Source organism: Vibrio rarus (assembly GCF_024347075.1).
GTDB classification, from domain to species: domain Bacteria; phylum Pseudomonadota; class Gammaproteobacteria; order Enterobacterales; family Vibrionaceae; genus Vibrio; species Vibrio rarus.
In genome coordinates this window covers 1053470-1071149 of sequence record NZ_AP024900.1, presented here as the reverse complement: position 1 = coordinate 1071149, position 17680 = coordinate 1053470, and the positions used below count along the sequence as shown (strand labels likewise).

The following is a 17680-nucleotide window of genomic DNA, read 5'->3' as shown; positions in this document are numbered from 1 at the left end:
TTAGTAAGGGTGATGATGGTGATGATTGATTTCAAGTATGCGCATGTTTTAAGGCTTAATTAATTTGTGTACAAACACACTAACCAAGCCGTTCAAACTTTGCAACCATTTAGTGATGAAAAAATTGATTTCAACAACTTACACAATGTTTTCTTGACTAAATCTTCTGATTTTCCAGCCTAGTACGCGATAACATAGACAACACAAGGCACACCAACACAAAGGCGACACTGGCGGCAGCAAAAGAAAGCATTGTTGATGTTGTCATTCCCAAGGTAATAAAGCCCACACAAGAAATCAGAGCTACTGACACTGCATAAGGTAACTGTGTCGTCACATGATCCATATGATTACAGCGTGCTCCGGTTGACGAAAGTATGGTTGTATCTGAAATTGGAGAACAGTGGTCACCAAATACAGAGCCGGCTAATACTGCCCCTAACATTGGCAACATCAAGGTTAAGTCCGTTGCACCAGCCAAATCACCAGCGATAGGTAACATAATGCCAAAGGTTCCCCAAGAGGTACCGGTAGAAAAGGCCATCATCCCAGCCAATAAAAACAGAATAACTGGCAGCCATCCAGCATTGATGTTTGCTTGCTGTGCCATTGAAGAGAGGTAGGCCCCTGTTTTCATGTCACCAATCACGCTACCAATGGACCAGGCAAACAATAGAATCAGTATGGCACCGAACATAGATTTAGCGCCAACCCATAATGCGCGGCTCACACTCAACAAAGGTAAACGTTGACGCCATACCGTTGCTAACGCAACCACAAGCCCAATTACACCACCATAAATGAGCGACGTCCCTACATCCGTATTTTCAAACGCTCTTAATACCGTAAACGATTGTCCATCGTCAGCTAGGGCTAAGCCTCCGGTGTACATCATGGCCAAAACGGTCGCCACTATTAAAGTAATAATAGGCAAGATAAGATCGAGGACTGAACCATTAGGGCTTTGTTCAATATCTAGCTCATCATCATGTTGGGCATCTTGGCTGCTATTCTCATTGTCAAAACCGCGTCCTTGAGAGGCTTCTATTTCATGACGACGCATTGCGCCAACATCAATTTTAAACCAAGCAACCGTAAAGACCATTAATAGAGCAAATACCGCATAGAAATTCATCGGAATTAAACGTACATAGGCCCCAAGAGCGGAATACTCCGTCATATTGTGGCTCACTAATATGCCACCTATGATGGTCATAATATACGCTCCCCAACTAGAGGCTGGGGTCAATACGCACATTGGCGCGGCAGTAGAATCTAAAATATAAGCCAGTTTTGCTCTCGACACATAAAAACGGTCGGTCACAGGACGCGCCACCGCCCCCACAGCAATACTGTTAAAATAATCATCAATAAAGATGAATACGCCTAAAAAAGCCGCCAACAGTTTTGAGCCACGTTTGCTTTTAACCCGAGCTTGAGCCCAAAGTGCGAATGCACGCGTGCCTCCAGATAAGGTTAATAATGCAGTCATCATGCCTAACAGCAATAAAAAGCCCACAATACTCATGTTCCATGAGTTGATACTTCCGTCTTCTATAAATACGCTATATACGGTATTAAAAATGTAGCTGGCCGCCCCACTAAAGGAGTTGTCAGATAAAAGGAAACCGCCAATAACAATACCTGCGCCTAACGAAAGCAACACACGACGAGTAATAATAGCTAACCCCAATGCCAATAACGGAGGCAGCAAAGAGATAGGAGATGAAGCAAAATCCATTAAATTCATGATCTTCTTATAACCAAATTCGGTAAGAGATCTACTGTAGGTTGTTATTCGACTTGATGTTGAACAAGCCATCTATCGGGCGACAAATGACTCCACAGTAGCGCTCCATAGTTTAATAACGTAATAGACTATGGCAGTGTTATTTCTTTCGAAAATAACCCCAGCAAATGATCTTGATAACACCATCTGCTTCGGCAGTTACCCCTTCCATTAACAATTACAACGACATCACTCTATTGCTAACTACTATTAATAACTGCGCCTCTACCCCACCTTGAATCGCAATTTTAGACAGCATATGCTACAAGGTGTTCTAGGAGCGGTGCATTCTACTAACATTCAATAGAAATGCAATAGAAAGTCAAACTAGGTACAACAGAGCATGAAAAACCAAACCATCTACAATTACAATTTGTAATACTTCGCAAAAATAACAAAAAGTGCTAACAATTTAGAGTAATTACTTACATATATTATTCTTCTGTAAAATGTAATAACACAACATAATATATGGTACTTATAATGCAAGCAGATGAACAAACCGTATTTAATAATCTGGGTGTATTGAACTGCTAGGCCTAACTCGCCTCATATTATTTTAAAACAATTATTATTTTTGCAATATTACTTATTTTATATTTAACTATTCATATTGCTCTTATATAATCATTTTATTCTGTAGCACAAGTGGTACAGTTTACAGTTGGTTGGTTAACATAAATCTAATAGGATAAAAAATGTCAGAGATTACTAAAACACTACTTAATATTCGTAGCCTTCGTGCTTTCTCTCGTGAGCTAACACTAGAGCAACTAGAAGAAGCGTTAGATAAATTAACTATCGTTGTTGAAGAGCGCCGTGAAAATGAAGCGGAAGAGCGTGCCCTTCGTGAAGAAAAAGAGAAGAAACTTGCGGAATACGCGCAAAAACTTCTTAAAGAAGGTATCGATATCGAAGAACTTGTTGCTGCTGTTGCAGGTGATAGCTCTTCAAAAGCTTCAAAAACAAAACGTGCACCTCGCCCAGCAAAATATGAATACGTTAATGAAAGCGGCGTGAATAAAACATGGACAGGCCAAGGCCGTACACCATCAGCAATTCAAGCTCAATTAGATGCGGGTAAATCTCTAGAAGAGTTCCTAATCAAGGCTTAATTTTGTTTTGAACTTATAGATTTACGTTACATAAAAAAGCTCCTCTATAGGAGCTTTTTTGTTATCTAAACTTTAACCACCAGACAGTCATTATTTGTATACTTCTTGACTTATCCTTATCTATTACGGGGTAAAGATGTAACATGATTTTTCAATAATAATATAATACGAGTTGTATTATTTAATTATAAAAGAAACATTTACTGTCATTCGCTTACAAAAAGTATCAATCTCAGCAATTAAGTGGTCAGAAATAGCGCAGGAAAAACACTTGAGAACAAGGCGCTATTTTTGATAAGTAGTCGTTCTACACTCAAAAATTACAACGCCGTTATCATGTGTTTTAACAAGCTAGAATGGTCAGTTAATTACTACGGTGGGTATTATTACACTGTTATTATCTTTCCCAATACGCTTCTTCTAAGTTGTCTTCACGTTCTGGTAGACCACGAGATAAGCGGGGAGAATGTTGTGCCAACACTTCGTAACTCACACGATTTGAGTATTTACATACTTGAGAAAAAGAAGAATAGGTTAAATATTCATATTCATGTTTACTTGAATTAGGAATATTTTGTTTATGGAATCGATTAGCTGATAAATCATGCAATAATGCAGATAACGCTGCATCCCCTGCCCCATTGGTGTTTTTGATTTTTTCCGGTCCGCCCATATATGGCGCGATATGTGAATACACTTTAAAAGGAGTTCGGCAATCCGCCTTTAAGGCAGGACGACTGAATTCATAGCGATTAAATTCCGCAATGGTTCCAGGTAATAATGGCAGTGACGTTTCACGCTTTGTGGACTCTTCGGTATAACCTGCCATAAATAGTCCTACAGGGCCTGCTGTACATAAAACTAAATCCGCCCAATCTAATACCTTATCTGCGGCTAATAAGGGATCGGATAACCCTGTCAGTGCTAGTGCTTCTTCTTCGTTCATTGCCACAACGGATACATTTTCTGAAATAAAATCTACCCAAAATTGTGGATCTTGTTGAATCACATATTTAGTACCTAATGTTAATACAACCGGTACATTATATTGTTTAGCGTATTCTATGGCCTTCATCGTCGCGTCAGGCATAGGGTCGCCCTCTTTACAACGTACAAGGTAAGAAGTTAATACTAAGGCTGAGGCATCTTTAAAAATCCCTTCAGGGATGCTCTCCGGATGCAGTTGATTCATTTTCCCTTCACTTATTGCGAAAGTTCGTTCACCACTGTCGGAAATAAGTGTAAAGCAGCGGCCAATGGCACCATCCACCCCTTGCAAATGATTAAGATCCATACGACTTGAGGTATTACATAAATAACGAAAGCCATAACTACCAATCTTGATATCCGCACTCATGACACCCAATAAGATGGATTTATCATCTGCAAGGACAGAGTAGTTGTGTAATGTATTACCTATCGTTCCACCCGCGTATTCATTACTAATGAGTTGCTGAGATTTTAACTCTTCATAAAGCAACTCTGCAGTGCGATCATCCACCACTAATGAGTGCCCTTTACTTAAGTTAAACTTAGCGATGAAATCATCCGAGACCTTTGCTTCTATATCCACTAAGGTCTGGTCAATACCCACTACATAAGTGCTGTTTGAACCCGACTCTGGGCGAGTTTTAGGTACTAAAGGGTCAAGAGTATTAACGGGAAAATAATGCTTAGATTTACGTTGGCCTGGAAATTTCATGGGGTTTCTATGTTTGTGAAAATAGGTTGTAAATTGTAGACGTTACCAATATCGCCTTCAATACACAGAGTAAAAGCAAACGGTTACCTTAGATGCATATGTGTGCGAATGCTTAAATATCAGGCAAAAAAAAGAGTCAACGGTAAATATGCCGTTGACTCTCATCATTATAGTAAAATTAGCTATTCACTTTTTGCTTTGGGTTTCTTACGTTTATCGGTAATTTCCCATTTGCCATCAATATACAAACCCGTCCATCCAGATGGTTTGCCATCAATTTCTGAGCGAACGTAATTCTCTTTACTCTTACGGCTAAAACGAACCACAGTAGGACGCCCATCAGGGTCCTGTGCTGGTGCATCCGCTAAGTATTGGAACTTAGGTGAAATACGGTCTTTAAAGCGGGCTATCTCTTGCACAAGAGGTGCGCGTGTTTCACGAGATTTAGGGAAGTTACTGGCTGCCATAAACAAACCAGAAGCACCATCTCGCAACACAAAATAAGCATCTGACTGAGTACATGGAAGCTCAGGTAAATGCACAGGATCTTCTTTTGGTGGCGCGACTTCCCCATTGCGCAAAATCTTACGCGTATTTTTACACTCTTCGTTGGTGCAATCCATGTACTTACCAAAACGGCCGTTTTTCAACACCATATCAGCGCCACATTTATCACACTCAACCACAGGGCCATCATAGCCCTTGACCTTAAACTCGCCATTCTCAACCACGTGGCCTTCACAGTTAGGGTTATTACCACATACGTGAAGTTTGCGCTTATCATCAATGAGATAGGCGTCCATCGCCGTTTCACAAATAGGGCAGCGACGCTTAGCGCGCAATGCAGCCGTTTCTGGGTCTTCTTCTAAGACGTTAATAATTCCGTCTTCATCACCAAGGTTAATGGTGGTTTTACAGCGTTCTTTAGGAGGAAGCGCATAACCCGAACAACCTAAGAATACCCCAGTTGAGGCCGTTCTAATCCCCATAGGGCGAGAACAGGTTGGACATTCAATGTCGGTCATTACGATATGGTTTTGTTCCATACCCCCTTGATCTGAATCGAGTTCTGCTGTTGCCAGCTCCGTTGAAAAGTCTTTGAAGAAACTATCTAGAACTTGCGTCCATGTTGCCTCGCCTTCTGCAATTTGATCGAGCTTTTGCTCCATTCGTGCAGTAAAGTCGTAGTTCATCAAATCAACAAAGCTGTTATCTAAACGGTCAGAAACAATCTCACCCATTTTTTCTGCATAAAAGCGACGTTGATCCACTTTTACATAACCACGGTCTTGAATCGTCGAAATAATAGAAGCATAAGTCGATGGGCGACCAATACCACGTTTTTCGAGCTCTTTCACCAAAGCCGCTTCGGTAAAGCGCGCCGTTGGTTTGGTAAAGTGTTGCTTAGGTTCTAAATCTTTTAAAGATAGAATATCGCCTAATTGCACTTCTGGCAGGATCTGATCTTCGTTTTTACCCATAGGGCGTTGTACGCGAGTCCAACCATCGAACTTCAAGATACGACCTTTCGCTTTTAGGGTAAATTCAGCGGCTTTCACACTAATGGTAGTAGAATCGTATTGCGCTGGTGTCATTTGACAGGCAACAAATTGATTCCAAATAAGGGCGTACAACTTGTGAGCGTCTTTATCCACACCCACTAACTCTGGCTCTTGCACATCAACACTTGAAGGACGTATGGCTTCGTGCGCCTCTTGAGCCCCCTCTTTACTGCCGTAAACCAATGGTTTTGGCGGTAAGTAGTTATCACCGTATTCGCTGCTGATGAAACTGCGTAGATTTTCTACTGCTTCACTGCTCAAATTGGTTGAGTCTGTACGCATATAGGTAATGTAACCCGCTTCATACAAACGCTGTGCCAACATCATGGTTTTCTTAACGCCGTAACCCAGTCGAGTACTGGCGGCTTGTTGCAAGGTGGACGTGATATAAGGGGCTGAAGGCTTACTCTTCGTTGGACGATCTTCTCGTTTACAAACTTCGTATTGCGCCTTTTCTAACAAGCTCAATGCCGCTTTGGTATCCGCTTCGTTAGTTGGTTTAAAGGCCGTGCCATTTCTTTGTGCCACATTGAGACGAAAATCGGCTGCACTTTGCGTTAACGTATTGGCATGAATGTCCCAGAACTCTTCTGGAATAAACGCTTTAATTTCACGCTCACGCTCAACAACTAGCTTGGTTGCCACCGACTGCACTCGCCCTGCAGATAATCCGCGAGCGACTTTTTTCCATAATAATGGCGACACCATGAATCCCACTACACGGTCCATAAAGCGACGCGCTTGTTGGGCATTCACACCATCAATATTCAGTTCACCTGGGGTTTCAAAGGCCTGCTGAATGGCATTTTTAGTGATTTCGTTAAAGACCACACGCTTATATCGCTGTTCATCGCCACCGATGATCTCACGAAGGTGCCATGCGATAGCTTCTCCTTCGCGGTCCAAATCGGTTGCGAGATAGACGTAGTCAGCGTCTTTTGCCAATTTTTGCAGTTCTGCTACGACCTTCTCTTTACCTGGCAAGATTTGATAATTCGCTTCCCAGTTATTATAGGGGTCGATCCCCATTTTCTTAATCAGCGACTTTTTCGCCTTTGCTTTCTTAATGCGTTCTTTTTCTTCTGCGCTCAATCCTTTCGTGGATATAGGCGTAGCCTTTTTACCGCTGGATTGACCAGCAGTAGGTAGATCACGGACGTGACCAACACTAGATTTAACAATGAAGTCTTTACCAAGGTATTTATTGATCGTTTTTGCCTTAGCTGGTGACTCCACTATAACGAGAGACTTACCCATAATTGAACGTTCTGTCCTATATTTTGGTTCGTAAAGTACGAACACCAATTCTGATTCTTTTTTTACTATCGAGCGAACAAATGACAAAATCAACCCATTTTTTCGCTTTTAATGCTATTTGTGTGCTTAATAAACAATGTTCTGACGATAAACCATAGGCTATTTTGCATAAATCTGCTTTTGTTTTAACTTAAGTTAGCGTTACACTTAGCGGCAAATTTCACATGACATACAGGTACTATAATGAGTGATAAGAAAACAATTTCAGAGTTCGAACTATTACTGATTGCGAACAACATCATCCAAGATCATGCCGACTATATAGAGGGAATGCGCGCTACCTCAGTGGAAGAAAAAGACCAAGTCCTTATCTTTAAAGGTGACTATTTCCTCGATGAAAATGGTTTGCCTACGCCAAACACCACCGCGGTATTTAACATGTTCAAATATCTCGCCCATCATCTATCAAAAGAATTTACCCTAAAATAATCCTCCAGAGCTCCATATTGGGGCTCTTGACTTGCCTCACCCCTCATTGCTATCTTGCCAACACCATATAAAACGCGGAACATAAGGTTACGCAAGTATTATTGAGCTTACCGCTCACATACAATGACCCACTTCACACTTTTGAATATATCCAAACAAGGAATTGCGGTGAGCTTACGTAAATACATACCCACAAATGGCGCGATTATAATAGGAAGTTTTTTCCTCATATTGGCGGCATCTACCTATTATCATTTGTTTGTTGGCCACAATCAAAACAGCACTTTACACTTTAAAGCCGTGACTCTTCCTGACTTTGCTGCTATCACTGACGTTAAGGAAAAGAAAAGCGCCTTTTTCGCGTTTATAAAGCCTTATGTTCAAAAGAAAAATGCTTTTGTAAAACAGCAACGACAAACAGCGCTAGCACTACAAAAAACACTCGCCAGTGGTAAAGCTTTATCGGATTCGCAGCGCGATACTTTCGCACAACTAGCCAAACAATATCGTGTAGAAGCCAAGCAATTTAACCTTAAAGAAGTGAATACTTTATTAATGCATGTGGATGTCATTCCTGAGCAATTAGTCTTGATTCAAGCGGCGAATGAAAGTGGCTGGGGTACGTCACGCTTTGCTAAACAAGCGAACAACCTTTTTGGTCAATGGTGCTTTACTAAAGGCTGCGGTGTAGTGCCGAGTCACCGTCAACAGGGTAAAACGCATGAAGTGGCTAAATTTGCCTCTGCAGGAGACTCTGTGGTTGCCTATGTTGATAATCTAAACACCAACCAAGCTTACGCCAGTTTTCGTCAGCTTCGTGCCAACATTAGAGCGCAACATAAAACGCCTACTGCCGAGCAACTAATTCATGGCCTAGGCAGTTATTCAGAGCGTGCTGATGATTATATTAACGACATTCTTGCTATGCTTCGTCACAACAAAGCGCTTTTACAAAGCGTGCCTGACGCAAAATAATCGTCAATCGTTTATTCCATAAAAAAATCCCCAAGCGTTTCGTTTGGGGATTTTTTTTGACTGTAGCCGAGGTAATAACAATCGTACTCAATAACGGGTCATTCTAGCTTGTTAAAATACTCGATAACTGCGTTAGAATTGTTGATTAATAAATACCACTACGCTAATCGGTGATTAACTGCGATAGCGATTAAGCACACACTAAACTTTGCAATTTATCGAAGTAGCCCGGGAAGGTTTTCGATGTGCAGTTGGGATCGTTAATCGTCACCGAGGTGCCAAAAGCGACAATCGAGAAACACATGGCCATTCTATGGTCATCATAGGTATCAATTTGAGCATGTTTAAGCTGTTGTGCTGGGGTAACCTTGATGTAGTCCTCACCCTCTTCAACCACGGCGCCTACTTTTCGTAACTCAGTGGCCATCGCGCTTAAACGATCGGTCTCTTTCACACGCCAGTTATACACATTACGTATGACGGTTGTCCCTTCAGCAAACAATGCGGCGGTGGCTATGGTCATTGCCGCGTCAGGAATGTGGTTAAAATCTAAATCAATGGCTTTAAGTTGGCCTTTACGAGCAATAATATAATCACTGCCCCACTCGATTTCAGCGCCCATAGCTTGTAAAGCATCTGCAAACTGAATATCACCTTGAATGCTGTCTTTACCTATGCCTGTCACTTTAATTTCGCCACCTACGGCAGCGGCGGCAAGGAAGTAAGACGCCGATGATGCATCACCTTCCACTAAGAAGTCTCCAGGTGCTACATAGCTTTGCCCTGCACGAACCACAAATTTTTGGTAATCGTAATTTTCTACACTCACCCCAAATTGCTGCATGATGTGTAATGTAATATCAATGTACGGTTTAGAGACCAGATCCCCATCAATATGAATGGTGATATCACCATCCGCTAACGGAGCACTCATCAAAAACGCGGTTAAAAACTGGCTTGAAATTGAGCCATCAATGGTCACTTCACCAGACGTTAGGCCCGTACCTTGAATTTTTAATGGTGGAAAGCCCTCACTTTCAAGGTAACTCACTTGCGCTCCGGCTTCACGCAATGCCGTCACTAAGTGTCCAATAGGGCGCTCTTTCATGCGTGGCTCACCCGTTAATACAAACTCACCTTGGCTTGCACAAAGGGCCGCTGCGAGTGGGCGCATAGCGGTTCCGGCGTTACCTAAAAATAGCTCTAATGCTTGCGGTGGATTAAATACTCCCCCTAATCCTTCTACTTCACACGCAGTTTTATCTTGAGATAGCGTGTATTTCACTCCCAGTTGCTGTAATGCATTCAACATATGACGAATATCATCACTGTCGAGCAGATTGGTTAAGCGAGTGGTGCCTTTAGCTAATGCCGCCAATAAAAGGGCGCGATTTGACACACTTTTAGAGCCCGGTAAATTGACTACGCCACTGACTTTAGAGATCGGTTGTAGGGTTAAGCTTTCCATTGACTTCTTTTCCTTGAAAGCAGTTGATGCTCAATGTTGATTTGAAATTAATTTCAGATTATCTAAATTGCACAAAAAAAAACAGACTCAATGAGTACAAATCTAAATAATTGTGCCTTATTGTTGTAAATCCACTCGCACGCCATTATCAAAATACAAAATTCGTACTGTGTCCCCATGAGAAAACAGCATGTTTCTATCAATATCTTGAATGACATCAATCAAGCGATGATCATCGGTTTCTATTAATAACTCGACTAATTTATGTTCAACACGATACTGTTGATGGCCATAGTGCTGCACTAAACCGCCCCCTGCTACCGCCCCTACCGCCGTAGCAACCTCTCGGCCTGTGCCGTCACCAAATTGATTCCCTATAACGCCACCGACGACAGCCCCCAATAAGGTCTGCCACCCTTTCGCTTTGGACTCGACAATTTGTTGCTGTGTAATATAACGTACCGTCTGCACTTGACCATACACCACCTCATTTACTGGGCGTGCGGTGTTTCTTTGATAAGCGGCTTGTGCTAATAATGGACACAAGAGTAAAAAAATAATCAGTATTCTCATTTTATAATGACCTTATATCTTCCAGAACTCAGTTCTAGTAATACACTATTTCCTGATCCAAGTTTAGCATTGACTGAACCTAACGGACTATTAGCCTTTGGCGGCGATCTGTCCGTGGCACGATTGCGTAACGCCTATAAACAAGGCATTTTTCCATGGTATGGCGTAGCTGAGCCCATTTTATGGTGGAGCCCCTCGCCGCGTGCGGTCTTTCTACCCCATACCTATAAGCCCTCAAAAAGCTTAGTGAAGTTTCACAAAAAGCATCAATACCGTGTTTCCATTAACCGCGCCACTGAGCAACTTATCGAGCTCTGTGCCAGTACACGACCCGATGAGGAAACCTGGATAACCGATGAGATGCTCATTGCCTATCAAACATTAGCAAAAGCCGGCCACTGTCATTCTGTTGAAGTGTGGGATCAAGATCAACTGATTGGTGGACTGTACGGGGTGAGCGTTGGGCAGGTCTTTTGCGGGGAGTCCATGGTCAGTATAAAAACCAACGCGTCCAAGGTGGCTTTATGGCATTTTTGTCTACACTTTATGCAACATGGGGGGCGATTAATTGATTGCCAAATAATGAACCCCCATTTAGCATCATTGGGAGCGATAGAGTTGCCCAAAGAAACATTTCATGAGCATCTTCTTGCGTACCGAGATACAGAGATGCCAGAAACGTGCTACGAACCACAATATCTGTCCATGACTTAATCTGACCACACTGTTGCAGTGCGAGCCAAGTACAAAGGGAAACACCCAAGCAATGAATCCAGAGTTACAGCATATTCGAGTGGGTTTTACTAAAAGCCACCCATGCAGTTATCTAGCCGACCGCCAAGAGCGAGTGGCCGTTGCCCTTGATAGTGAACTTCTTAATATTAACGGCTACGAATTATTACTGGCAAATGGCTTTAGGCGCAGTGGTGATACGATTTATCGACCACATTGTGATGGATGCCAAAAATGTGTGGCGATTCGAATTGATGTAGAACAGTTTACGCCATCAAAAAGTCAAAAACGTTTACTCAATAAAGCCGCGCAATATAGCTACAAAGTGACCGATAGTATTGATGAGCGTTGGTTTGATATCTACAAGAGGTACATCGAGGCTCGACATGCTAATGGCAGTATGTTCCCCCCTAATAAGGACGATTTTACCAAGTTCATTCACTCAAGCACTATTCCGAGTTCATTTTTACACATCTTTGATGAGCAAAAACTGCTGTCCATTGCGGTGACCGATCAACTGGGCAATGCCAACAGTGCTTTTTACACTTTTTATGACCCGGAACACCCGATGTCACTGGGCACCCTGTCGGTATTGCGTCAAATCCAATATACCCGATCTCAGGGTAAAAAATGGCTCTATTTGGGCTATCAAATCGACGATTGTCCAGCAATGAACTATAAAGTCCGATTTGATTCGCATCAAAAGCTAGTAAATCAACGGTGGCAAGGGTAGAATATCGCCCAATGTGAATAGGTAACTAAATTAGGTTACCAAGATTACCCTTATTCTGATCGAGGATTAAATGGCTAAAGAAGACGTAATTGAGATGCAAGGCACTGTCCTGGACACTCTGCCAAACACTATGTTCCGTGTAGAACTAGAAAACGGTCACGTTGTGACTGCACACATCTCTGGTAAGATGCGCAAAAACTACATCCGTATCCTTACTGGTGACAAAGTGACGGTAGAGATGACTCCATACGACCTAAGCAAAGGCCGCATCGTCTTCCGTGCTCGTTAATATCTCTATTAACTACGCATAAAAAAACGGAGCTTTTGCTCCGTTTTTTATTGCCTAATGGAATGGCCCCTCTCTACCTAGTCGGCTTCAAATGAGCCATATTGATCGATGATAAAACAAACAATAACAGTAAGAGAGGAGCCATATATAGTATAAGCTGAACTTTAAAACTATAGTGGGCTAAGTCACGATAAACGTTAAGCCCATCAATAAATGAGTCCGCTATCAATTAATGATGCAGTGCCTCTTCTTCGGCATTAGCATAATGAAATTGCAACTCATCATTCACTAAATCCACCGAAACTGAGCCTCCGTTCACCAGTGCCCCAAATAACAATTCATTGGCTAAAGGTTTCTTCAACTGCTCTTGAATCACCCGAGACATAGGTCTTGCGCCCATAGCTCTATCATAGCCTTTAATGGCTAACCAATGCCTTGCACGATCCGCCACCTCTAGAGATACTCCTCTGGAGTCCAATTGCGCTTGCAGCTCAACAATAAACTTATCGACAACTTGCTGAATCACCACTTCGTCTAAATTATTAAACCAAATAATGTTATCTAAGCGGTTACGAAACTCTGGGGTAAACACCCGTTTAATAATCGCCATGGCATCAGGGGCATGATCTTGTTGAATCAAGCCCATGGATTGTTTCTCAGTTTCAACCACACCGGCATTTGTTGTCATCACTAAAATAACGTTGCGGAAATCCGCTTTTCGGCCGTTATTATCCGTCAAAGTACCGTTATCCATAACTTGCAACAACAGATTAAAAATGTCTGGATGCGCTTTTTCAATTTCGTCCAACAATACCACTGAGTGTGGCTGCTTGATTACAGCGTCAGTCAATAAGCCACCTTGATCGTAGCCTACATAGCCGGGAGGCGCGCCAATTAAACGGCTAATAGAGTGACGTTCACCGTACTCAGACATATCAAAGCGCAGCAAATCAATGCCTAGCAGTTTCGCCAACTGAGCGGTCACCTCGGTTTTACCTACCCCTGTTGGACCTGCAAACAAAAATGAACCTACCGGTTTATTTTCCGCACTGAGCCCTGCGCGCGACAGCTTAATGGATTCCGTTAACACATCGATAGCTTGGTCTTGACCGAACACCAGCATCTTCATTTTCTTATGCAGATTTTGCAAAATATCTTTATCGGAAGATGACACGGACTTCTCTGGGATGCGCGCCATTTTAGCCACCATAGCCTCAATATCACCCACACCGACCGTTTTCTTACGACGACTCACTGGTACTAAGCGACTTTTAGCTCCTGCTTCATCAATAACATCAATAGCCTTATCAGGCAGGTGACGTTCATTAATATATTTAGCAGAAAGCTCCACTGCCGCACGCAATGCTTTATTGGTATAACGCACCTCATGATGTTCTTCATACTTAGATTTAAGACCCATTAAGATCTTAGTGGTATCATCTAAAGAGGGTTCAACTACATCAATTTTTTGGAAGCGACGAGACAGAGCTCGTTCTTTTTCAAAAATGGTGCTGTACTCTTGATAGGTGGTGGAACCAATGCAACGCAACTTACCGCTACTGAGTAGTGGTTTGATCAAGTTTGCAGCATCGACCTGACCTCCTGATGCTGCGCCTGCACCAATGATGGTGTGGATTTCATCGATAAATAAAATAGCATCGTCTTCTTTTTCAAGTTGCTTTAGAATGTTTTTAAAGCGCTTTTCAAAATCACCACGATACTTAGTACCCGCTAATAAAGAACCAATGTCCAGTGAGTAAATCACCGAATTTGCAATGACATCAGGCACATCCTTCTCGACAATGCGCCATGCTAACCCTTCTGCAATGGCCGTTTTACCGACGCCGGCTTCACCCACTAGCAAGGGGTTGTTTTTACGGCGACGACACAATACTTGAATGGTTCTTTCCAGCTCCTGGTCACGACCAATCAGGGGATCTATGTTGCCGTTTCGAGCCACAATGTTTAGGTTGGTGGCAAAGTTTTCTAATTGATCTTCTTGAGTGACTTCTTCGCTAGTCTCTGCACTGCTGCTACCAAACAGTTCTGATGGGTCATCTTTGGTGGTTTTACTAATGCCATGAGAAATGAAGTTAACAATATCTAAACGGCTGATATCGTTTTTCTTGAGTAAATAAGCGGCGTGGGACTCTTGCTCACTAAAGATGGCCACCAGCACATTGGCACCAGAAACTTCATTTCGGCCTGACGATTGCACATGAAATACCGCTCGTTGCAACACCCTTTGAAAGCTCAATGTGGGTTGAGTTTCTCTGGTTGCATCATCAGTCGAAATCAGTGGTGTGGTTTGCTCAATAAAGATATCCAGCTCTTGCTTAATGGTTTCAAGCTTAGCACCACACGCTTTAAGTGCCTCTTGAGCTGATTGATTATCCAGCAGCGCTAACAGCAAATGCTCTACTGTCATAAACTCATGTCGTTTATCTCGCGCTTGAGAAAAAGCGCCATTTAAACTCGTTTCTAATTCCTTGTTTAGCATACATGCCTCCCCAAAACGTCAAAAACAACCACTTAGCCAAAATTGACCTTATGTGGTTATGCTCTTTCCATAGTGCACAACAAAGGGTGTTGTTGCTCTTTAGCGTACACTGTCACTTGAGCAACCTTTGTTTCTGCAACTTCAGCTGTGAACGTGCCACAACGTGCTTTCCCCTCATAATGCACCTGAAGCATGGTTTGAGTCGCTCTATCGGCATCCATACCAAAAAAACGCTCAAGGATCTCAATAACAAAATCCATCGGGGTGTAATCATCATTATTTAACATAACGTGATACATAGGTGGTGGTTTTACTTCGGTTTTTTCTTTCTCCAGTAAATCTAAATCTGGAGTCACCCATTCAAAATTATCGTTCATTTTTACGTCTTTTGTGGAAAAAACAATCACTCTTATGGCAACAATTTTTTATTGTTACTTAGAGACTAATAGAGCAATTGTATCCCTGCAAATAAAACATTGCTATCAATATCAAGATGGCTATTTATCAAACAAGATTCGCATTAAAAAAGCCCAACATTACCTCTGTCACTTTCACTAAACCTGCCATACAGCGCAATATAAGTGTCTGGCTGTTGTGTAATTATCGAACAGGCGTTAATATTCTGTTGCGCTAATTTTGCAAAGATATTGACGAACACGATTCTTTGTCTACATTATTCTAATGTTCGAATGAAAATTTAAAGCGCGTTTACTAGGCTATTGGTGTCGTTAGCTCATTTTCAGCAGTTAGCATAAATTTATCGTGCAACTGTCACGAACACAGCGCACAACAAGCATTAAATGTATAAGGATGTAAAGCATGGCAACAGGTACTGTTAAGTGGTTTAATAACGCCAAAGGGTTTGGATTTATCTGCCCGGAAGGTGAAGAAGGTGATATTTTCGCTCATTACTCAACCATTCAAATGGATGGCTATCGAACATTAAAAGCGGGACAAGCTGTCACCTATGAAGTAGAGAAAGGCCCTAAAGGATCTCATGCTAGCGCGGTAGTGCCAATAGAAACAGACTCCGCAAAGTAATCCACTACTTTGATTGCTTAATTTATTGACCCCTTCATTTTAGGCACATTTTACTGTAAAAAAGTGCCTAACATTCTTCATGCGCATTGTTCGTCATACTTTATCATCTACTGTAATAAGACCTCCTAGCCATGCTTAAGGTTTAGACGACAGAATGTAACGCCTGACTTGTCTTTGCCCGTTAGGAAAGTGCGTTTATACCATGGCGGCACTCTCACCGGTTTACTCTCATCCCTCTTTATACATACGCTCAAAGTTTTTCGCGTTCCAACCCACCATATATTGATCGCCAATTTTCAGCACGGGTAATGAACGAGCTCCAATGGCATCAAGCTCTTTGCGCCCCCTTTGCATTTTTGCATTAGTCAGACGGTACTTGTAACCCTTAGAGTCTAGGTAACGTTGCGCGTCTTTACAGTGGGGACATTTATCCTTGATATACAACACCACTCTTTTCATCTCGTCTCCTTTAAAAATTAAAACAAATAAACCGATATTTAACTTTCAGGCAAACACCTTGCTACCAATAAGATATTTAAATAGATACATACCCTTAAAATTCAATAGCTTGCATCACCACTTGATCTGTGTCAATTATTTTACCCGCCTTCACTTTCAAATAAAAATCAAAACTGAATTGTGAAAAACACTATTTATTCAACAAAAATATTGAAATAGGCTAAATTTAATCAACACCTAAGGCACTCTATGGCAGTGAAGATTTACTGTTTATCTCACCATTGAAGGACGATACTTATGACTCATCCAATCATTTCTGATTTACAAAACCGATACACAGCCAAACGTTACGATGCTTCGAAACGAGTTCCACAACAAGAGTTGGACATCATTTACGAAGCGATTCGACTTTCAGCGTCGTCTATTAACTCTCAACCTTGGAAGTTTATCGTAATTGAAAGTGATGAAGCCAAGCAACGTATGCATGATACCTATGCCAATAAATTTCAGTTTAACCAACCACACGTAAAATCTGCTTCGCATATTATCTTATTTGCTTACAATCCTCGCTACTCAAAAGAGGATTATGCAAAAGTGGTGGATAAAGGCATTGAAGATGGTCGTACCAAAAAAGAGCAACGTGACTCTGCGTTTGGCGCATTTGCCTTTGTAGAAATGAACACCGATGAAACTGGCGACACGTCTAAATGGACCAAATCGCAAACCTATATTGCCCTTGGTAATACCTTACACACTCTAGCACGCCTAGGCATTGACTCTACCACTATGGAAGGCGTTGACAGCCAACTGATTGGCGAAATTTTTGCCGATGAGTTAGACGGTTATATTTGTGATGTGGCTGTAGCATTTGGCTACCACCATAAAGAAGAAGATTATAATGCAAACTTACCTAAGTCTCGTTTAGCATTAAATGACGTACTCACTGTACTGTAATCGCACATACTGCAAGTAAAAGACTAAAATAAAAGGCGAACT

16 protein-coding genes, 1 riboswitch and 1 other annotated feature (1 of these 18 only partly in view) are annotated in these 17680 nt (G+C 41.9%); of the genes, 8 read left to right on the top strand and 8 right to left on the bottom strand.

Annotated elements, in window-relative coordinates; all coding sequences use genetic code 11:
- Nucleotides 1-25: a sequence feature (His leader region), on the bottom strand (it extends 104 nt beyond the left edge of the window).
- A 132-nt stretch (nt 26-157) separates the two neighbouring features.
- A complete protein-coding gene (locus OCU56_RS05045; protein WP_261874440.1) occupies nt 158-1750 on the bottom strand; it encodes a Na+/H+ antiporter NhaC family protein in 1593 nt (530 codons plus the stop codon).
- Between the two features lie 90 nt (nt 1751-1840).
- Nucleotides 1841-2025, bottom strand: a riboswitch (Lysine riboswitch).
- Nucleotides 2026-2487: 462 nt separating this feature from the next.
- Here OCU56_RS05045 and OCU56_RS05040 point away from each other — a divergent pair.
- Nucleotides 2488-2904 (top strand): H-NS family histone-like protein, encoded by a 417-nt coding sequence (locus tag OCU56_RS05040; protein ID WP_261874439.1) that lies wholly within the window; start codon nt 2488-2490, stop codon nt 2902-2904.
- A 397-nt stretch (nt 2905-3301) separates the two neighbouring features.
- On the opposite strand, the gene OCU56_RS05035 is transcribed toward OCU56_RS05040, so the two are convergent.
- Both OCU56_RS05035 and topA read right to left on the bottom strand, forming a co-directional pair.
- Nucleotides 3302-4606, bottom strand: a complete 1305-nt coding sequence (locus OCU56_RS05035) for an inosine/guanosine kinase (protein ID WP_261874438.1) — start codon at nt 4604-4606, stop codon at nt 3302-3304.
- A gap of 182 nt (nt 4607-4788) precedes the next feature.
- A complete protein-coding gene (topA, locus tag OCU56_RS05030; protein ID WP_261874437.1) occupies nt 4789-7425 on the bottom strand; it encodes a type I DNA topoisomerase in 2637 nt (878 codons plus the stop codon).
- Nucleotides 7426-7668: 243 nt separating this feature from the next.
- Between topA and OCU56_RS05025 the strand changes: the two genes are divergently transcribed.
- Both OCU56_RS05025 and OCU56_RS05020 read left to right on the top strand, forming a co-directional pair.
- Nucleotides 7669-7914 carry a YciN family protein gene (locus OCU56_RS05025; RefSeq protein ID WP_261874436.1) on the top strand — a complete coding sequence of 82 codons (246 nt, stop codon included), beginning with the start codon at nt 7669-7671 and terminating at the stop codon, nt 7912-7914.
- Between the two features lie 168 nt (nt 7915-8082).
- A complete protein-coding gene (locus OCU56_RS05020) occupies nt 8083-8889 on the top strand; it encodes a glucosaminidase domain-containing protein (protein WP_261874435.1) in 807 nt (268 codons plus the stop codon).
- Between the two features lie 190 nt (nt 8890-9079).
- Here the strand turns inward: OCU56_RS05020 and aroA are convergent, their stop codons facing one another.
- Nucleotides 9080-10357, bottom strand: coding sequence for a 3-phosphoshikimate 1-carboxyvinyltransferase (gene aroA, locus OCU56_RS05015; protein WP_261874434.1), 1278 nt, complete (start codon nt 10355-10357; stop codon nt 9080-9082).
- A 117-nt stretch (nt 10358-10474) separates the two neighbouring features.
- Nucleotides 10475-10930: an outer membrane lipoprotein gene (locus OCU56_RS05010; protein WP_261874433.1), complete on the bottom strand. Its 456-nt coding sequence runs from the start codon at nt 10928-10930 to the stop codon at nt 10475-10477.
- Between the two features lie 6 nt (nt 10931-10936).
- On the opposite strand from OCU56_RS05010, the gene aat reads away from it, so the two are divergent.
- The 3 genes from aat (at nt 10937) to infA (ending at nt 12684) form a co-directional block, all read left to right on the top strand.
- Nucleotides 10937-11644: a leucyl/phenylalanyl-tRNA--protein transferase gene (gene aat, locus OCU56_RS05005; RefSeq protein ID WP_261874432.1), complete on the top strand. Its 708-nt coding sequence runs from the start codon at nt 10937-10939 to the stop codon at nt 11642-11644.
- A 52-nt stretch (nt 11645-11696) separates the two neighbouring features.
- Nucleotides 11697-12395 carry an arginyltransferase gene (locus OCU56_RS05000; protein WP_261874431.1) on the top strand — a complete coding sequence of 233 codons (699 nt, stop codon included), beginning with the start codon at nt 11697-11699 and terminating at the stop codon, nt 12393-12395.
- A 70-nt stretch (nt 12396-12465) separates the two neighbouring features.
- Nucleotides 12466-12684 carry a translation initiation factor IF-1 gene (gene infA / locus OCU56_RS04995; protein WP_001040192.1) on the top strand — a complete coding sequence of 73 codons (219 nt, stop codon included), beginning with the start codon at nt 12466-12468 and terminating at the stop codon, nt 12682-12684.
- 229 nt (nt 12685-12913) lie between these two features.
- On the opposite strand, the gene clpA is transcribed toward infA, so the two are convergent.
- Complete coding sequence (gene clpA / locus OCU56_RS04990; RefSeq protein WP_261874430.1) at nt 12914-15184, bottom strand: ATP-dependent Clp protease ATP-binding subunit ClpA; 2271 nt, start codon at nt 15182-15184, stop codon at nt 12914-12916.
- Nucleotides 15185-15240: 56 nt separating this feature from the next.
- The gene (gene clpS, locus OCU56_RS04985) at nt 15241-15561 is read right to left on the bottom strand and encodes an ATP-dependent Clp protease adapter ClpS (RefSeq protein WP_261874429.1); all 321 of its coding nucleotides are present in this window, start codon (nt 15559-15561) and stop codon (nt 15241-15243) included.
- Between the two features lie 442 nt (nt 15562-16003).
- Here clpS and cspD point away from each other — a divergent pair, with 442 nt between their 5' ends.
- Nucleotides 16004-16225, top strand: coding sequence for a cold shock domain-containing protein CspD (cspD, locus tag OCU56_RS04980; protein WP_261874428.1), 222 nt, complete (start codon nt 16004-16006; stop codon nt 16223-16225).
- A gap of 228 nt (nt 16226-16453) precedes the next feature.
- Here the strand turns inward: cspD and OCU56_RS04975 are convergent, their stop codons facing one another.
- The gene (locus tag OCU56_RS04975; protein ID WP_261874427.1) at nt 16454-16684 is read right to left on the bottom strand and encodes a glutaredoxin family protein; all 231 of its coding nucleotides are present in this window, start codon (nt 16682-16684) and stop codon (nt 16454-16456) included.
- 297 nt (nt 16685-16981) lie between these two features.
- On the opposite strand from OCU56_RS04975, the gene OCU56_RS04970 reads away from it, so the two are divergent.
- Nucleotides 16982-17638, top strand: coding sequence for an NAD(P)H-dependent oxidoreductase (locus tag OCU56_RS04970; protein ID WP_261874426.1), 657 nt, complete (start codon nt 16982-16984; stop codon nt 17636-17638).
- Nucleotides 17639-17680: the final 42 nt, after the last annotated feature.